Below are 18,253 nucleotides of genomic sequence, written 5' to 3'. Positions count from 1 at the left end.
TCTGCCTGGCATTGTCTCGCGCCCCCAATACCCGAGGCGCCGCGTACGTTATCCGCCCGATCATACCCGCGCCATTCATTTCATTGCCGCTGAAAACCGTCGCGCTCGCCGTTGCCGAAAATGCAACCGCATGAATATTTTCGCAACGCGGGATCACCCGCCCACTGGTTTCGTAATATCAAAGCTCGGTTGTCGTCACCCGTGTGCATTCGATGCGATTTCGCGTCCGCTGCAGGCGACGTGTTTGTCTTCGTTGTGAGGTGATCCATGCGAGGTAATTCATGAATAGTCGCGCCGTAATTCACGACCAGGATCTGATCCGCTCCGCGTTTCCCGAATGGAATACCCTTCACCGGTCGATGACATCGCCCGACGTGCTCAATGTCGTCATCGATATCGTGTTCGACTGGCTGAGCATCACCGTTGCAATCCTGATCCTGCTGCGTTACGGATGGTGGACGGCACCTGCGGCTGTTGCATGGATCGGTAACCGGCAACGTGCGCTCGGCAACCTGCTGCACGACGCCGCACACCGTAATTTTGCTCGCTCCAGTCGGCTCAACGACGCGCTCGCGCGCCTTTTCATCGCGCCGGCGCTCTTCAGCAGTCTTGCCCTCTATCGTGAGCTCCACGCCCGCCATCATGCGTGGTTGGGCGACCCGGGGCGCGACCCTGACTACATCGCCATTCAGCCCGGGCCCGGGGACCGCTGGTGGCATCCGTTTCTCAGGGTGCTGCTTACGCCAGCAGCCTGGTCAGGTTCAGCATTCGGCCACCTGCACCTGCCGAGGCTCGGCTGGATGCAGCGCTTTGGCATCATCGGATGGTGGGTCGCCGTACTGGGTGCCGCGACGCTTGTATGGGGCGTTCATGCGGCGGCGCTTTTCTTCAGCATGTGGTTGCTGGCGAGAGTCACGTTCTTTCACGCGATCACCACGTTTCGTGAGCTGTGCGACCACTTTGGTCTGGCGGGAGGCGGGATTTTCAGTTACACGCGTGACGTCTCTTCCCGCAGCATCGCGCGCTGGATCGTTCACCCGCACAACAACGGCTACCACCTCACGCATCACCTGATGCCGTCGATGCCTTATCACCGCCTGCCTCGCGCACAGTGCAAGCTGCTCGCTTTGCCCGCCTTCGACAGCGAGGCGAGAGTCTGCCATGCGTACTTTCGCGGCCCTGATGCGGTCGTGCGCGAATGGGCAGTCCAGGGAGGTGAAAATGTTGCAGCGTAATCTAGGTGCGATTCACGTGGCCGCTCTGCTCGTCTCGGCGAGCTACGGTGTCGCATTCCTGCTCGGCTCCGGCGAAATGGCACTTCATGCCGGCATGGCGGGCAGTCTGTATGCGGTCGTCACCGCACTGGGCATGCTCAGGCTTGCGCTGGCCGCGCCGGCGCTCTGGCGGGGACGCGAACTCATCTGGGACGTGTTTGGCGAGCGTTACGGTCCGGTGGTGCGCAAGCTCGTCGCGCTGCTCTCGCTCGTCTGGATGTCCGGCGTACTGGCCGCCCAGATCCACGGCGGTATCGCCGTGCTCGTCGCGGCGGGACTGCCGGCAACCCATGCATTGGCCGTGGTCGCTGCGGCGCTGCTCGTCATGTCCTCCATTGAGCTCGGCATGGCAGCGACGCTCTTTGCGTGCTGCCTGCTGGCGACGAACATCGCACTGCTGCATGCACTTGTCGCATCGGACGGGCTGCCCGTGTACCTGCATGCGTGGCCGTCCTTCATTGGGGAGATACGCACTGCGCCACGAGCCGAAACACTCGTGACCATCGCGGCGGTCGGCTTTCTGGTCATCACGGGATCGGACTATCAACAGTTCGCCATCGCTGCGCGCCGACCGGGAGATGCATGGCTGGGCTGTGTGCTCGCGAGCCTGTTCCTGATGGTGACGGGATTTCTTCCGGCCGCGACGATCGTTGCAGCGCTTCGCGCCGGCAAGCTGTACGGCCTCACCGAGACCGCTAGTGCGATCCCATGGATCATGCTGCGGACCAGTGGGGCGATGGGGATGGTTTGCATCGGCGTCATCCTGCTTGCTGCGCTCGGATCCGGAACTGCCATCACGCGAGCGATGTCCTCGGCCCTTGAGGGCCTGCATTCGGGTGATAACCGCCACAGCCACGTGGCGCGCGTGCTGATCGTTGCCATCGGATGCGCAATCGCGACGGACGGTCAGGCGATCGTATCAACCATCGTTTCTTTGAACGTCGTCTATGTTGCGGCCGTCGGGTTGCTGTTTCTCCTTCACGAGACCGGACGACGCGTTGCACCGCGCTGCGCATCGTGGATGTTGCTGTCTGGCGCCGCGACCTCGTTGCTCGTTTCGTCGATGAACTGGACTCATATCGGCAATCCGCCCGGCTGGCTCCCGCTGCCGGCCGGGTTGCTCGCGTCCGCCTGCGTGCTGGCCGCATGGCGATTCGCCCGCCTTCCGGGCCGCGCGCGATCCTGAAGTCCGGCCGTCTAAGCCGGGCAGAATGGAGCGCTGGGCAGGCGTTCTCAACCCTGGTCGTTCGTGCATTCAGACGATGCAGTTCTGATTCCAGCTTCGGACGTTTCGGTTTCCCTGGCTGGATTCGCCCAACCGACGCTGGATTGCCCTGTAGTCGGTTGGGGTCTTTCCGAGATGCTTGCGAAACAGCGTTGCGAGTCGGCCGCCGCTGCCCATGCCGCAACGTCGCGCAATCTTGTCGACTGGCGGTCTGATCCCGACGAGTAAACGGCAACACCTGCCGAGCCGCAGATGCAGGAGGAAGTCGTACGGTGTGGTGCCCATTTCTGCCTTGAAACGTCGCAGGAAGTTCCGCTCATCGCGGCCGCCTCGGCAGCCTGCCCGATTGCAACTGGCCGGTTGCCATTTGCCTCCAGCCATCGCGCAGCGCCCCGGATCTTCTCGCTGACATTACGCGTCGCTGTTCGACAGATAATGTCGGTGAGTTATGTAAGCGCCGGAGACATTATGTGGTGCGCGGTCTGGCGCACGATCTCACCGCCAAGGTCTTCTTGGATGATGCTTAATGCCGCGCGAATCGCCGGAGGCGCCGCGCGCGTGGTCGGCGCCCGGAGGGTAATTCTCGCCCCATACGAAGCCTGTTCGTCGATGCACCAACCGGTTTGCGGGCATGTATCCCGCTCGTTCCAGTAGCTGGCGCCCTTTGGCAATGGGATAAACGAGCCCGGCACGCTCACATGTTCGGCCCCGCCGCTCCAGGACCTGCTTGTGGCATGCGATGTGATGAACGCCTGCCCCGTCAGCGACGAAAAGCACCTGGAAAAAGCTCGACATGGCGCGGCGTGTCAACGCTTCCAGTCCACACGTTGACCGAAGACGAGCTTGCGACGCAACCGCCGACAGTCGAAAGCAGACACACCTTGTACCGCACGGCACGCCCGCGGTCACACGAAAGGAGTACATTGGCAGACTGGAACACCTCGATAACAGACGCGGTCTCGCAGAGCGCGAATCGGTCGAATAATGCGATGCCAATATGCTTCACTGACTTTATCGTAGCGTTCTCTGGCATGTACGTGCAATTGTCGTCGCTGGAAACGGGTGGCCGTTCGTTGGCAATCAAGTTCTCCTGCCTCTCTGGACCGTTATGGTCCCAGACACGTCGCGCGGCATAACATTTCATCGCTCGCGTCACCCCGGAAACTCCGGGTGTGAACAAAATCGAGATAAATGAAATGAGACCGGCTATGAGAAAGGCCAGCGAGAGATCGGACCGCATGACGTGTCCATAAAAAAAGCGCGGGCGACAATGAGCGGCGTGACAAGGGCGGCCGAAAGACGCGCCGCGGAGCGTCGCGCCGGCCCGCTGCGATGGTCCGTCAACTGGCGTCTTCCCTCTTCGGGGCCGGCTGGACCAGGCTTCGCCGCGCCGCATCCATCACCAGTGCGCTGATCTTCGCGAGCGGCCCGGGCTCCTGTTCCCAGTGATGCCAGTACAGATCGATCATCACGTCGTGGTCTGGGGCGAGCGCCACCAGTCTGCCGTCACTGATCAGCGGCCCCGCCTGCATCGCCGGTACGAGCCCATACCCGAGGCCGTCAACAATCGCATTGAGCAACGCCGATGGTGAAGGCAAATAGTGCTTGATGTACCTGCCGACTGCCACATCGAAGTACGACCTGAGAAATACGTCGTGCAACCTGTCCTTCCGGTCAAACAGGATGGCTGGTGCCTTGAGCGCGCCTGGCAAGATCAGACCGCCAGCGAAATGTTCGCGAGCGAACCCGGGCGAAGCGACACACTGATAGCGCATCTGTCCAACCGGCTCGGCCCCGAAACGATCACCGACAGGCTCCGCCTGTGTCGAAAGAAAGCCTTTGACGTCGCCGCGCGCCAGCGCTTCGAGCGTGTGATCCTGGTCGTCCACCAGAATCTCAAGCTCCAAATGGTGCTGCACCAGTTCACGCGTAACCGGCTCGAACCAGGTTGCAAGGGAATCGGCATTGATCGCAAGTGCTAGTGCACTGGTCGCGGCCCTTCCGGGCTCGATATCCCGTAGCAGGTCGTCCTCCTGGAGCCGGATGGACATGAAATGACGATAGACTTTTTCTCCTGCCTGCGTCGGCATCACAGTCGGGTCGCGGATCAGGAGCAGCGCCCCCGTCGACCGCTCAAGCCGCTTGACCCGGCGTGTCGCTGCAGCAGAAGAGATGTTAAGTGCAGCGGCCGCCTGCGAGAAACTGCGATATTCGACCACTGCGGCAAACGTCTCCAGTTCGATCATGTTCAACATTGCGCCCACTTTTTTTCACTCCTTGGCGTACTCGATATTCCTAGATCCGTGTTCACATTTACGAGTGGCCCAAACGAGCAGGCAAGGGACGCGAACACGAGATAGCTGTCGGCGAGCTTGTCATACCGAGTGGAGACACGGCGAAAATGCTTGATACGGTTGAAGAAACGCTCGACGAGGTTGCGTGTGCGGCACAACGCTCGACTGTAGCGGCGCTTTGTCTTGCGATTCGAGCGCGGCGGAATGACGGCTCTCGCCCGAGCGGCCCGAATCCGATTCACGAAGGCATCCGAATCGTCGCCCTTGTCCGCGATGACTGCCCCGGTGCGCAGATGCTCCACCAGTTCTGTGGCACACGAGATGTCGACGACCTGTCCTTCAGTGACGATCAGTCGCAACGGGTGACCCTTCGAATCCACCGCCAGATGCAGTTTGGTGCTCAGTCCACGTCGGGAACGTCCGAGAGCTTGCGGCCCGCTTTTTTTAAGGCCCCGGCCGAATGCTGGTGCGCTCGCACGATCGTCGAATCGATCAGGATGTGCTCGATTTCCGTCTCGCCTGCCAAAGCATTCGCCAACCGCGGCCATACGCCCTTGCTTCGCCAGCGCGAGAAACGAATATATACCGTATGCCATCGGCCGAATTCCGCGGGAAGATCGCGCCATGGACTGCCGATGCGCGCAATCCACAGCACCGCTTCGCGAAACCGGCGATTGTTGGATGCCGTTCGGCCCCGCTCGCCTTCCTTGCCCGGCAGGATGTCTCGGACCTTGTTCCATACTTCATCGCTCAGTAACGTTCGTGCCATCCTGCCTCGTAGTGCAAAGGACGGGATGTAACACAAATTTTTAAATGTGAACAGCACCTAACACAACATTGTTTCGGCGTCCGAGGCCTCGAAAAGACGGATGCCCTCGTTCGAGAAGGCTGCATCGCCACCCACCTACGCTCCGCCCGGAAAAACCATGGAACACCAACTTCGGCAATGACATCGTCCGCAGTCAGTAATTGCCCGGGCGGCGATAACGCGCGCTTGCCGCCCTCCAGAATCGTCCAGATCACCGGGCACGTCTTGTAGCGCTGGAACTTCTCGAATGGCAACATATGGATTCGAGTAACCGAGTCCTACCACGAAGCCCACCATCAACTGGTTGTTGTGCATGTGATAGAGGGCCGACCCACCGTGAGCGTCCATCCAGCGAAGTGCATTACCAGACCAAGCCTGTGCTTCGACGGCTCGCGTTCCAACCGTGCCTTGATGCCGATGCCATACACCTGCGACTCGATGCCGTCACCCGCCCTGAACTTCTCGTTCAGTTGACTGCCCAGGTAGCCGGGCACGGTTTCGCAGAAGAGCGTGTACTTCGCATGCAGTTCCATGCCGAGGTGGAGGTTCTCGGTCGGCTCTCCTTGTTGTCGATGCCAAGGTGCCCGTCGCAACGTCCTTGACCGAACCGTGGACGTCGTACAGGCTTTCCGCTCTTTTTTCCGCTGCGAACTGTTTCGTCCGGATCGCAGCGAAACGGGCCCGCCGGGTCGCCCACTCTACAAGCTGCACGAACCGCTCCCGCGTAGTTGCTCTGCTTGGCGCAGTGTGACGGCGTCCGAACTTACCATCGTATTTTCTATGGATGCAACTGGATCGGGCGAAAGCTACGGGTATGCGCTGAAAGATTTTTCTCGGTCGCGCAGTACACTTGCAAATACTGACTTCTCAGTCTAATATTGTGAACCATGGGTATTACTAGAACATTAGTCGCTGAAAACATATGTCGAATGGTGGATCACAGGACGACCTCTTTATTACTGCCCCGCCGATTTTAGTACCGGCCTACGCCATACATATAGGCGGGCGATCGGTCCGAAAGAAGTCCTTCGCCCAGCCGGAGGGCTTCGGGCCCGACAGGGGCGACCCGGATCTTTACAGCCGGTTACGTTGAATCGTATACCTAATTAATGGATCTCAGAAATCCTCAGGAGAGTTAAATGGGCAGGTATGGAAAAGTTGTAGTTGCTGTTTGGCTTACCATCGAACTGCTTTCAGGATGTGGTGCGCAATCGAACATTTCGAGCGATCCCGCCGTCGCTCACACCGAGCAGGGGACCGTTCGCGGCAACATGGGGGACGGTTACGTTTCGTTTCTCGGAATTCCATACGCTGCACCGCCGGTTGGCGACCTGCGGTGGAAGCAACCTGCACCGGCCCCTGTTCGACCGCAAGAGTTAGCGGCAACAGCCACACCGTCGGAGTGTGTTCAATTTGCCCCTGACTCTTCGGTAGCTGGGTCTGAGGATTGTCTTTATCTCAACATCTATCGTCCGTCGAAAGCGGATGCGAAGTCCCTCCCGGTTCTCGTTTACATTCATGGCGGAAGCTTGACGACTGGGCAAGGTAGTAATACGGATGGCATCGCGTTCGCGTCGCAGAACAACGTGGTTCTAGTTACGCTTAACTATCGCCTGAACGGGTTTGGCTTTTTTGCCCATCCTGCTCTAAGCGCCGAAGCGGGTGGCAGTTCCGGTGCCTATGGTTTGCTTGATCAACAGGCCGCGCTTCGCTGGGTAAAAGCTAACATCGCGAACTTCGCGGGCGATCCATCCAACGTGACGATTTTTGGCCAATCATCAGGCGGCGTCTCGGTGGTATCTCACGTGGCGTCTCCGAGCTCGGCCGGCCTATTTGCAAAGGCCGCGGTAATCAGTGGGGGCTGGTATCCGGACACTCCCCCATTGGCGCCTGCTGAAGCACGCGGGGCCGCGGATGCCACCTCATGGGGCTGCACAGGAGACGACGCGACGATTACCCGCTGCCTTAGAGCTCTACCTGCGAGCACGATCGTACGCGCAACGTACGCACCATTGCAGCAGGAGTTTGTGCCGGTGGTCGACGGAAAGGTGCTGACAATGACCGTAGAGCAAGCACTTGAATCGGGTCATTTCAATTCAGTTCCATACATGACAGGCGCTACCCCTGATGAATGGGCTTTGTACGCCGCGCCCGTGCTGGCGAATGCTCCTCTCACCGCACAAAATTACGATAGCGTAACGGCTGCATACGTGTCGACAATAGCGGATCGTCCGATTCTGGCTTCAGACATACGAAACCTGTATCCAGCCGCGAACTTTGAAAATCCAACGAAGGCGTACGTAGCGGCGGTAGGTGACTTCAAAATAGCTTGTCAACATTTAAAGTTTGCCGATCTAGTCGCAAAAGTGCAGCCCGATGTTTGGGCGTACCAGTTTGCTCCGGCAAGCGTCCCAAATTACGAACCCGGTATGGACCCTGCGTACTTTCCCGGGCCAGAACTTCCTTGGTTTGGCTCTTGGGGTATCTTTCATACGTCCGACATCCAGTATTGGTTTGAGGACTTCCGGCAACAAGACAGAACTTCAGCAAACTTGAACCTGTCAGCAGTTATGCGCCAGTATCTCGTGAACTTCGCGTCCACGGGGAATCCGAACGGTACGTCACTTCCTAATTGGCCTTCGTTGCGCTCGGCCCCACAAACAGTGTTGAATTTTGGAGCGCCAATCAACCCTAGTTTCGACGCACGGACTGAGCACAACTGCTCCTTCTGGGAAAATTACAATTTGCAAGAGTGAGCTTGGCATATGTGCGGCATGACGCTCTCAGTTGGATCGATCGGTCACGTCGGACCTATGCCAGATCGAGCCTTGATCCACTGGGTTGATTGCGTTTTGAGTTGGAGTTGAGCGGAGTTTCGGGCAGGGTGTCGCGCGCGGTTGTAAATTGATACGGCAACGCACTTCGGGAGACTCTGGACAAGGCCTGGCTTAGAGGTGCGGGCAGACTATCCTGGGAGAAGGGGATAGTTAATGAGGGAGAGTGACGACGACGCAACTGGATCTTGGTCTGGATCTGTCAACGAAACTCACGCGCAAGCGAGAATTTCTCGATCAGATGCGGAGTGTGGTGCCATGATCGAGGTTGATTGCGCTAATCGAACCGCACTATCCGACGGGTAAACCTGGACGGCCGCCGTTGCCGATTGCGACGATGCTGCAGATACATTTTCTGCAGCAGTGGTTCAGTCTCTCAAAGAAGCGCTCTATGACGTCCCGTTGTATCGAGAATTCGCGGGACTGGACGGCGGCATGACGCGTTTGCCGGGCGAGAGCACGATTCTCCGGTTTCGTCACCTGCTCGAAACACATGGCCTGGCTGTGCAGATGCTCGCGCTTGTCAATGTGAAGCGCCCCGGGTTTTCCGGAGGCTCCAACTCTTGAGAAAATGGAGCTATGGAAAACGTCAAGAAGAAGTCGCCGAGGTATTCGCCGGAAGTGCGTGAACGGGCAGTCCGGATGGTCCACGAGCACCGTGGCGAACATGAATCGCAATGGAAGGTGATCGTGTCGATTGCTGCCAAGATGGGCTGTTCCGGCGAGACGCTGCGTAACTGGGTACGACAGGACGAACTCAATCGGGGCTTGCGTGCCGATGGCAACACTGCGGATCAGGAACGCCTGAAAGCGCTGGAGCGGGAGGTTCGCGAGTTGCGCCAGGTCAATGAGATCCTGCGCAAGGCATCGGCGTATTTCGCACAGGCGGAGCTCGACCGCCGACCGAAGTGATGATCACGTTCATCGATGATCACCGGCAGGTCTATGGGGTCGAGCCGATCTGCAGGGTGCTGCCGATCGCCCCGTCGACGTATTACCAGCATAAAGCCCGGCGCGCTGATCCAGCACGCCTGTCGGCGCGGGCCCAGCGTGACGCAATGCTGGGCGGGGAGATCCGGCGCGTGTGGGAAGAGAACTTCCAGGTGTACGGGGTACGCAAAGTCTGGCGGCAACTCGCACGAGAAGGCATCCAGGTGGCCCGCTGCACGGTAGAGCGGTTGATGAGGAAGCTCAGTCTGCGGGGTGTGCGGCGCGGCAGGTTCATCAGGACAACCGTCAGCGACCGCTCGACACCGTGTCCGCTGGACCGCGTGCAGCGGCAGTTCAAGGCTGAACGGCCCAATGCGCTGTGGGTGTCAGATTTTACGTATGTAGCGAGCTGGCAGGGCTTCGTCTATGTCGCGTTCATCATCGACGTGTTTGCCCGACGCATTGTCGGTTGGCGTGTGTCGGCGTCGGCGCACACGGACTTCGTGCTGGACGCGCTGGAGCAGGCTCTGTACGAACGACAGCCGGCGCAGAAGGATGGGCTGATCCATCACAGCGACCGCGGCGTGCAGTACGTTTCGATCCGCTATACGGATCGTCTGGCAGAAGCCGGCATCGAGCCGTCCGTGGGCAGCGTGGGCGACTCCTACGATAATGCGCTGGCCGAAACGATCAACGGACTGTACAAGGCGGAAGTGATCCATCGGCTTGGGCCGTGGCGCAATCTGCAGGCCGTTGAGATGGCCACACTCGAGTGGGTCGACTGGTTCAATCATCGGCGACTGCTCGAGCCGATCGGCAACGTTCCACCTGCCGAGGCGGAAGCCGCTTATTATGCAAAACTCGCTGGGTCTGCCATCGCGGCATGACTCAAGCAAAACAGTCTCCGGGATTCCCGGGGCGCTTCAATGAGATCCTGAGCGAGAAAGGTCTAATGCTTAAGGCACGGTCGGCGGTCGACGGCACTTTGATTTCAGCGCCAACTTCCACGAAGAATGCGTCCGGTACCCGGGACCCGGAAATGCACCAAACGAAGATAGGAAATCAATAGTATTTCGAGATGAAAGCCCATATCAGCGTGGACGCGCAGTCCGGTCTGGTTCACACCGTCGTCGGCACCGCGGCCAACGTTCACGACATCAATAAGGCCGAAGCGTTGCTGCACGGCGAGGAGACGGATGTGTAAGCTGATGCGGGCTATCAGTGTATTCAAAAGCGAAGTACGGGCGCTCCATGGCGCGATGCGACCAGGCCGGCACAGGCAACTCGACCCGCATGGTCGTCTGGATGCGATATACGCCCAGGTCGAGCGCCTGAAAGCCAGCATCAGGGCCAAGGTTGAACATCCATGTCGCGCTCTCAAACAACAGTTTGGCTATACAAAGACACGGTATCGGGGTTTGATGAAGAACACGGCCCAGATGACCCTGCTGTTTGCGCTGGGTAACCTTTGGATGGCTCGCAAGGCTCTGCTGAAAGCCTGACGCATCGGAAGGCTGAGGCCACGAGTGTCGGCGAACGTGGCCCGCCGCTGCTCAAAACCCGTTATACCTACGCACTGCCGCATCCTCAACGCCGATGTCACACAGATATCAAAAGGTCTGCGCGCTGGAAACGGGTTGTGCAGACCATCCTTAGGAATCTATACACCTCGTGTAGGGTTGCTCCTTTTGGGCGGCCCGTGATCAGTTACGATGAGTACATGGCAATCGAGATTCTGCATCGCCGTGGACACAGCCTCCGGGACATCGCGGTCGAGATCGGCATGGCAGTCAACACGGTTCGGAAGTATCTGGCATCCGGTCTGCCGCAACGTAAGACGCGTGAGCCAGTCATCGGCAAACTTGCGCCGTTCAGAGCGTATTTGCGGGGCCGCGTCATGGCACGCAATGAGGGCCGAGTATATCGGGGCGCTGGGTTCGAATAGAGTGCTGGTCTATGGCCGGAAGATATGTTTAAAAAAAACGGCCGGCATATCAGGTGTTATGCCGGCCTCTCAAGCCTCGGAGACTCTGTTCAATCCAATTGTTTTCGCCGGCGCACTCTCAAGTCTCCCTTTACATATTTGGATAGTTCGGACCGCCACCACCTTCCGGTGAGACCCACACGACGTTCTGCGTCGGATCCTTGATGTCGCAGGTCTTGCAGTGCACGCAGTTCTGCGCGTTGATCACGAGCCGCTCGCTGCCGTCGTCGTTCTTCACGAACTCATAAACCGCTGCCGGGCAATAGCGGCTCTCCGGTCCGGCGTAGGTGTGCAGGTTGACGTTCACCGGCACGCTCGGGTCTTTCAGCGTCAGATGGGCCGGTTGATTTTCCTCGTGGTTGGTGTTCGAGATGAACACCGACGACAGACGGTCGAACGTCAACTTGCCGTCCGGCTTCGGATACTCGATCGGCTTGCACTGCGACGCCGGTTTCAGCATCTCGTGGTCCGAATGCTGGTGATGCAGCGTCCACGGCACATTGCCGCCCAGCACCTTTTGCTCGAGGCCCACCATCAGCGTGCCAAGGTACAGGCCTTTGCTCATCCACTGCTTGAAATTACGCGCGCGGTACAACTCGGTGTGCAGCCACGAGGTCTTGAAGCTCTCCGGATAGGCCGTGAGTTCATCGTTCTGGCGCCCCACCTGCACCGCTTCGAATGCAGCATCGGCGGCCAGCATGCCGGTCTTGATCGCCGCGTGCGAACCCTTGATCCGCGACGCGTTCAGGAAGCCCGCGTCATCACCCACCAGCGCGCCGCCTGGGAACACCAGCTTCGGCAGCGACATCAGGCCGCCCGCGGTAATCGCCCGCGCGCCGTACGATACGCGCTTGCCGCCTTCCAGAATCGCACGGATCGCCGGATGCGTCTTGTAGCGCTGGAATTCCTCGAACGGCGACAGGTACGGATTCGTGTAACCCAGGCCGACCACGAAACCCACCACCACCTGGTTGTTGTCCATGTGATAGAGGAACGAGCCGCCGTACGTGTCGTTTTCCAGCGGCCAGCCGGCGGTGTGCATCACCAGACCCGGCTTGTGCTTTGCCGGATCGATTTCCCACAGTTCCTTGATGCCGATGCCGTAGACCTGCGGATCGGCGCCCTCGCGCAGCCTGAACTTCTCGTTCAGCTGACGGCCCAGATGCCCGCGTGCGCCCTCGCAGAACAGCGTGTACTTCGCGTGCAGTTCCATGCCAAGCTGGAAGTTCTCCGTCGGCTCGCCGTCCTTGCCAATGCCGAGGTTGCCGGTCGCGACGCCTTTGACCGAGCCATCGTCGTTGTACAGGATTTCCGCCGCCGGAAAGCCCGGGAAAATCTCCACGCCCGCGGCTTCGGCCTGCTGGCCCAGCCAGCGCGTCACGTTCGCGAGGCTGATCACGTAGTTGCCGTGGTTCTTGAAGTTATCCGGCAGCGCCCAGGCCGGCACACTCTTCGAGCCGGTTTCGGTCAGGAACAGGAAGCGGTCTTCGGTCACGTCCACCGTCAGCGGCGCGCCTTTTTCCTTCCAGTCGGGGATCAGTTCGGTCATCGCGCGTGGATCCATCACCGCGCCCGAGAGGATATGCGCCCCGATCTCCGAGCCTTTTTCCAGCACGCACACGCCGATTTCAGCGCCCTGTTCCGCCGCCAGCTGCTTCAGGCGGATCGCTGCGGACAGGCCAGCCGGGCCGCCGCCGACGATCACGACGTCGTATTCCATCGACTCGCGTGGACCGTATTGGCTATTGGACATTTGCAACCTCTTTGGCGGACGTATCCTTTCTTTGACGCATTACGCAAAACGGCGAAGGCGTTTTGCTGCCGATATCCCAGCGAAATGCATCGCTCAGATACGACTGAAATGCGACGGCGACAGGGAAATGTTTTAGACCAAACAACGGCAATCAGTGACCGCGGAGTGCCGCCAGTTACAGCGTATTGACAAGGTCCGGAATCGCCACGAACAAATCCTCGACGAGCCCGTAATCAGCGACGCTGAAAATCGGCGCTTCCGGGTCCTTGTTGATCGCCACGATCACCTTCGAATCCTTCATGCCCGCCAGATGCTGGATCGCGCCCGAGATGCCGACCGCCACGTACAGTTGCGGTGCGACGATCTTGCCCGTCTGGCCGACCTGATAGTCGTTCGGCACGAAGCCCGCATCCACAGCCGCGCGCGATGCGCCCAGTGCCGCGTTCAGCTTGTCCGCCAGCGGCTCCAGCACCTTGGTGTAGTTCTCGCCGTTGCCCAGACCGCGGCCGCCCGAGACGATGATCTTCGCCGAAGTCAGCTCCGGACGGTCCAGCTTCGTCACTTCACGGCTCACGAACTGCGAGATGCCGGAGTCTGCCGCGGCTTCGATCTTCTCGACCGATGCGCTGCCGCCGTCGGCTGCGACGGCGTCGAAACCGGTCGTGCGCACCGTGATGACCTTGATCGGATCTTGGGACTGAACCGTTGCGATGGCGTTACCGGCGTAGATCGGACGCTCGAACGTGTCGGCGCTGTCCACGGCGGTGATGTCGCTGATCTGCGCGACGTCGAGCTTCGCGGCGATACGCGGCGCGATGTTCTTGCCGTAAGCGGTCGCCGGCGCGAGGATGTGCGTGTAGTCCTTCGCAATGTTCAGCACCGTCGCCTCGACGTTTTCCGCGAGCCCCGCAGCGAGTTGCGGTACGTCGGCCAGCAGCACCTTCGAAACACCTGCAATCTTCGCTGCGGCGTCCGCTACGGCTTGCGCGTTATGCCCTGCGACCAGCACGTGAATATCGCCACCAATTTTCTGCGCGGCTGCAATCGTGTTCAGCATCGCGGCCTTGATCGACGCGTTGTCGTGTTCAGCAATAACCAGATTCGTCATTTCGTCCGTCTCCTCACAGCACCTTGGCTTCGGTCTTCAGTTTCTCGACCAGCGTCTTCACATCCGGCACCTTCACACCGGCGGAGCGCTTCGGCGGCTCAACGACTTTCAGCGTCTTCAGGCGCGGCGTCACGTCAACACCGAGGTCTTCCGGCTTGATCGTTTCCAGCGGCTTCTTCTTCGCCTTCATGATGTTCGGCAGCGTCACGTAGCGCGGCTCGTTCAGGCGAAGATCGGTCGTAATGACAGCGGGCAAGTTGAGGGAAAGCGTTTCAGCACCGCCGTCCACTTCGCGCGAAACGGTCGCCTTGCCGTCAGCAACAACCACTTTCGAAGCGAACGTCGCTTGTGGCAAACCGGCCAACGCGGCCAGCATCTGACCCGTCTGGTTGGAATCGTCGTCGATGGCCTGCTTGCCGAGAATGATCAGTTGCGGCTGCTCCTTATCCACCAGCGCCTTCAGCAGCTTGGCGACCGCCAGCGGCTGCAACTCCTCGGACGACTCAATCAGGATCGCGCGATCCGCACCGATAGCGAGCGCCGTGCGCAGCGTTTCCTGCGCCTGCGTCACCCCGGCCGAGACGGCGATCACCTCCGTCGCCATGCCCGCTTCAAGCAGACGTACGGCTTCTTCCACCGCAATTTCATCGAACGGGTTCATCGACATCTTCACGTTCGCGATGTCGACGCCGGTGAAATCGGACTTGACGCGCACCTTCACGTTGTAATCTACAACTCGTTTAACTGGCACCAATAATTTCATATCCGACCCTGTTTGCTTCTCAAGATTTCACAAAGCGACGGTGACGCCACATCCTTCTGCTGCCAACCCTCAGACACTGGCGACCATCGACCGGCCGTACGCAGCTCAGCCGTCAAAGCGGCGAATCTAGCTCTCGCCTTTCTGTGTGAAAGAAGGGTCGTCGTGAAAGCAATGCTTCCACATGCCAGCGCTGCAACATACTTCTGGTTCAACAAAACAGACTGTCTAGTATATATTCACAAAATTGACAGATGCAAGGCCCACCTCAACCGCCGACAGACACATACGCTCATCCTGGTCTGCCCACGCCACGGGGCAAGCGTCCACCGCGCGTTGAGCGCAAGTAGTGATTGAATGACAGGTATCAACAAAGAGCACGTCGCACGATTTTTCGTCCCGAAAAGAATTTTGACTTCCCGGCTTTCCCGTGCACACTGACCTTCTGGTCTCAAATACCATCCACTAAGTATGCTCGTGCAGCATTCTCACGGGCAGGATGCCTCGTAGATCGAGGCACATTGACCAGAACAGCAAGCAGCTCACCGGCTACAAGGCATCACCCACGAGTGGCGAGTCAGAAGGTAACCGTCATCGACGGCGAGTCCCGCGATTTCGAAACTACAACGGTACGCCCTGTAGTCGGCGCGAGCTAAGCTGCGACGTAAAGCTCAACTCCTGCCCTTCACTAGATACGAGCCAATCAATCAAGGACGCGGAGCGCTATCGAACATGCTGAAGGGGAAAATTCACCGCGCTGTGTTCACCCACTGCGAGCTGCACTATGAGGGGTCTTGCGCGATTGACGAAGATCTTCTTGATGCTGCCGGCATATTCGAAAACGAACGCATTGATATCTGCAACATCAAGAACGGCGAGCGATTTTCAACCTACGCTGTTAAGGGCGAGCGCGGCGGTGGGATAGTTTCGCTGAATGGCTCGCCTGCACGGCGAACGCAGATAGATGACCTAGTCATTATTGCGGCCTTCGGTTTGGTAAGCGAGGACGAGGCGCGCCGGCTTGGAGCCCAAAATTGTCTTCGTCAGCGAAGAGAATGATGTTTCGAAGGTACGCGAACGTGTGCCTGCACAGGCGCGGTCGTGAGCCAAGCGGATTCTCATTGATTGACGGGCAAAGATAGCGCTAACACGCGTCCACCAAATCAATCGGGTCGACCATCTCGCCCGTGATACCGGCGGGTTCCACCGACGCCGGATACGGGCTGCTCAAGTCAGGTGCATGAGTAGCGGGGACCGATATCAGAACCCGCTTGGCAAACGGTAACCTTCTCGAAGGCCTCCCTTTGGGACACATCAGTGCTATCCGGTCTTCAGACCCGTTGACCCACACGAGGTATTAAAAGTGTCGAATCTGTCAGGTCCGAGGTGAGCCGCCTAAACCGAGCGCGACATAGAGGGTGCGCGACGCCTAACCAGTGCGGATCACGCGTTTGCCGTCTTTGCAGAGGGCTTGGATCTGGCTGCTTTTTGTAGTTTAGAAGGCAATGCGTAACCCTCCATCAGCAACGAAACATAGTGGTCGGCAATCGCCTGAGGCGACAGCGGCCCATCCTGCTTGTACCATGTGTAGAGCCAGTTGCAACAACCCAGAATCGCCCGAACAGCGACGGCAGTCGGAATGTCATCCCTGATTGCGCCTGTGTCCACGCCAGCCTGATACACGCGTTCTATTGCCGCGTCGTATTCCCGCTTTCGCCCGAGTATTAACTTTTTCTGCTTCTCGGTCAGCTCGCTTTCGTCCCGATGGTAGATAGCGGTCCACTCGTGGCGCTCCATCACGTTGATCGCGTGGGCGCGGATGATCCGCGCGAGCGCGTCGATGGGCTCCAACTCTGCTTGTGAGATTGCAGTGATACTTTCAAAATATGTGTCGTAGTTGCGGGAAAAAACCTGCCAGAGGATTTCGCTCTTGCTGCGGAAATAGTAATAAACGACAGACTTCGTGTAGCCGAGGTTAGAGGCGATGTCGTCAATGGTGACGGCTCGAAACCCGCGGGCTGCGAACAGAGTGACCGCCGACGCCAAAATCTCATCCTGTACGTAGGCCTGCTTCTTTGCCTTCAGTTCCTCGCGTCGGTCCAGCTTCATCTTAGGCTCCATAAGTTGATTTTGTTCAAGCTTCGGCTTCGCGACCGCATCGTCCGCGATAACGCATTTAAGTGGACACGTTTCGGCACAGCAGATCACTCCGCCCCATGTATCGCTAAATTGTCTTTTTTTTTGACCACCAAGTCAACTTAGTCGAATTTTTAGGGCGTTCTAAGGTGCCATCCTGCTGCTTGCTCAATTTTAGACTCTCTGGACAAAAAACATGCTTAGCGGTACATTTTTAAAACTACGCAGTTTTGACCACTGTGGCGGATTTCGCCATATACATTGAAATCTAACTGGAAGCTGGAAATGTCAACCGAACAGAAAAAGTATTGGCAAACGTCTGTCAGCGATGTTGAGGAAGCGAGTGTTTTCATCCGGGGATACGACCTGGGACACATCATTGGCGAACTGTCGTTCGCTTCGTCGGCCTTCCTCCTAATCCGCGGCAGACTGCCGTCACCCGGCGAGTCAAAGATGATGGAAGCTGTTCTTTGCTCGGTCCTTGACTATTCGTTGAAGAAACCGGGAACGATCGCGGCGCGGTACTGCGTGTCGGGCAACCCGTCAATGGTCGCAGGCCTCGCTACCGCAATGCTTTCTGCCGGTGAGTACACCCTTGCGCCGGACTCTGGAGGCGCTTTTATCGTCGCTACCTACGCGGACTTCAAGAAGAGCAACGACTCGATCGAATCGGCAGCGGATAGACTCGTGAGCACGCTACGTTCGCATGGTCAGCGTGTGCCCGGCTTCGGCCACCCGAACTTTCGGTTTACCGATCCACGCGCGCAGAAGCTGAAAGATATTGCGCAGGCAAACGAAGTATGGGGTGAAATATGCGACTGGTATGAAGCGATCCATGCATCATTCATCAAACAGGCGAACAAGCCTGACCTCGTGATCAACGAAGTGGGTATGTTGGCAGCTATTCTCTCGCAGATGGAGTTTTCTCCCGACGAAATGACTGGTCTTGCGCTGATTTCAACAATGCCCGGTGTCGTCGCACACGTCTCGGAAGAACTGAAGAGCAAGACACGTATTCGCACCGTCCCCGACCACGACGTATCGTACAACACGACGCGACACGATCTTGATGCAGACCTGAAGGCGCTGGGCTGGTAAATAGGCGGTTCTGAGCGCTCGACGATCCCGACCGAAGTTGACTTGGGTG

The 18,253-nt window shown here is 58.5% G+C and carries 11 protein-coding genes, 6 pseudogenes and 1 other annotated feature; of the genes and pseudogenes, 9 read left to right on the top strand and 8 right to left on the bottom strand.

Features of this window, described 5'->3' with window-relative positions:
• Positions 1-281: 281 nt before the first annotated feature.
• Together B0G71_RS05810 and B0G71_RS05805 are read left to right on the top strand one after the other, a co-directional pair.
• Positions 282-1,235 (top strand): fatty acid desaturase family protein, encoded by a 954-nt coding sequence (locus B0G71_RS05810; RefSeq protein ID WP_116140331.1) that lies wholly within the window; start codon positions 282-284, stop codon positions 1,233-1,235.
• On the top strand, positions 1,222-2,460 hold the full coding sequence (locus B0G71_RS05805; protein WP_116140329.1) for a sodium:solute symporter: 1,239 nt from the start codon (positions 1,222-1,224) through the stop codon (positions 2,458-2,460). The genes B0G71_RS05810 and B0G71_RS05805 overlap by 14 nt, the downstream gene beginning before the upstream one ends.
• A gap of 69 nt (positions 2,461-2,529) precedes the next feature.
• Here the strand turns inward: B0G71_RS05805 and B0G71_RS41835 are convergent, their stop codons facing one another.
• The 4 genes and pseudogenes from B0G71_RS41835 to B0G71_RS41830 form a co-directional block, all read right to left on the bottom strand.
• Positions 2,530-2,880, bottom strand: a complete 351-nt coding sequence (locus B0G71_RS41835; protein ID WP_404935321.1) for a helix-turn-helix domain-containing protein — start codon at positions 2,878-2,880, stop codon at positions 2,530-2,532.
• Positions 2,881-3,839: 959 nt separating this feature from the next.
• Positions 3,840-4,754, bottom strand: coding sequence for an HTH-type transcriptional regulator ArgP (locus B0G71_RS05795; protein WP_181916721.1), 915 nt, complete (start codon positions 4,752-4,754; stop codon positions 3,840-3,842).
• Positions 4,748-5,562 (bottom strand): annotated as a pseudogene (locus tag B0G71_RS05790) (IS5 family transposase). The gene B0G71_RS05795 and the pseudogene B0G71_RS05790 overlap by 7 nt, the downstream one beginning before the upstream one ends.
• A 138-nt stretch (positions 5,563-5,700) precedes the next feature.
• Positions 5,701-6,234 (bottom strand): annotated as a pseudogene (locus B0G71_RS41830) (NAD(P)/FAD-dependent oxidoreductase); the annotation flags it as partial.
• Positions 6,235-6,740: 506 nt separating this feature from the next.
• Here B0G71_RS41830 and B0G71_RS05780 point away from each other — a divergent pair.
• The 5 genes and pseudogenes from B0G71_RS05780 to B0G71_RS41820 all read left to right on the top strand — a co-directional run.
• Positions 6,741-8,357, top strand: coding sequence for a carboxylesterase/lipase family protein (locus B0G71_RS05780; RefSeq protein ID WP_116140323.1), 1,617 nt, complete (start codon positions 6,741-6,743; stop codon positions 8,355-8,357).
• 346 nt (positions 8,358-8,703) lie between these two features.
• Positions 8,704-9,002: pseudogene (locus B0G71_RS05775) on the top strand (transposase).
• Positions 9,003-9,014: 12 nt separating this feature from the next.
• Positions 9,015-10,252 (top strand): IS3 family transposase gene (locus B0G71_RS05770; RefSeq protein WP_258875494.1). Its coding sequence is split into 2 segments (ribosomal slippage): positions 9,015-9,318 and positions 9,318-10,252, totalling 1,239 coding nucleotides; the frame shifts between segments, so codons are not numbered across the junction.
• Positions 9,305-9,421 (top strand) — a sequence feature (AL1L pseudoknot). (Overlaps the previous gene by 117 nt.)
• A gap of 38 nt (positions 10,253-10,290) precedes the next feature.
• Positions 10,291-10,867 (top strand): annotated as a pseudogene (locus tag B0G71_RS41825) (IS5 family transposase); the annotation flags it as partial.
• Positions 10,868-11,085: 218 nt separating this feature from the next.
• Positions 11,086-11,268, top strand: a pseudogene (locus tag B0G71_RS41820) (IS21 family transposase); the annotation flags it as partial.
• A gap of 172 nt (positions 11,269-11,440) precedes the next feature.
• Here B0G71_RS41820 and B0G71_RS05750 read toward each other — a convergent pair.
• From B0G71_RS05750 to B0G71_RS05740, 3 genes are all read right to left on the bottom strand, one after another.
• On the bottom strand, positions 11,441-13,102 hold the full coding sequence (locus tag B0G71_RS05750) for an electron transfer flavoprotein-ubiquinone oxidoreductase (protein WP_116140319.1): 1,662 nt from the start codon (positions 13,100-13,102) through the stop codon (positions 11,441-11,443).
• Between the two features lie 175 nt (positions 13,103-13,277).
• A complete protein-coding gene (locus B0G71_RS05745) occupies positions 13,278-14,210 on the bottom strand; it encodes an electron transfer flavoprotein subunit alpha/FixB family protein (RefSeq protein ID WP_116140317.1) in 933 nt (310 codons plus the stop codon).
• A 13-nt stretch (positions 14,211-14,223) separates the two neighbouring features.
• Positions 14,224-14,973 carry an electron transfer flavoprotein subunit beta/FixA family protein gene (locus B0G71_RS05740; protein WP_116140315.1) on the bottom strand — a complete coding sequence of 250 codons (750 nt, stop codon included), beginning with the start codon at positions 14,971-14,973 and terminating at the stop codon, positions 14,224-14,226.
• Between the two features lie 729 nt (positions 14,974-15,702).
• Between B0G71_RS05740 and panD the strand changes: the two are divergent.
• A pseudogene (panD, locus tag B0G71_RS05735) lies at positions 15,703-16,075 on the top strand (aspartate 1-decarboxylase).
• A gap of 338 nt (positions 16,076-16,413) precedes the next feature.
• Here panD and B0G71_RS05730 read toward each other — a convergent pair.
• On the bottom strand, positions 16,414-17,079 hold the full coding sequence (locus B0G71_RS05730; RefSeq protein ID WP_258875493.1) for a TetR/AcrR family transcriptional regulator: 666 nt from the start codon (positions 17,077-17,079) through the stop codon (positions 16,414-16,416).
• Positions 17,080-17,391: 312 nt separating this feature from the next.
• Here B0G71_RS05730 and B0G71_RS05725 point away from each other — a divergent pair, with 312 nt between their 5' ends.
• A complete protein-coding gene (locus B0G71_RS05725; RefSeq protein WP_116140311.1) occupies positions 17,392-18,204 on the top strand; it encodes a citryl-CoA lyase in 813 nt (270 codons plus the stop codon).
• Positions 18,205-18,253: the final 49 nt, after the last annotated feature.

This window comes from Paraburkholderia sp. BL27I4N3, assembly GCF_003386115.1.
Classification (GTDB): Bacteria; Pseudomonadota; Gammaproteobacteria; order Burkholderiales; family Burkholderiaceae; genus Paraburkholderia.
The sequence above is the reverse complement of the archived record's forward strand: the minus strand, read 5'-3'. Positions and strand labels throughout refer to the sequence as shown.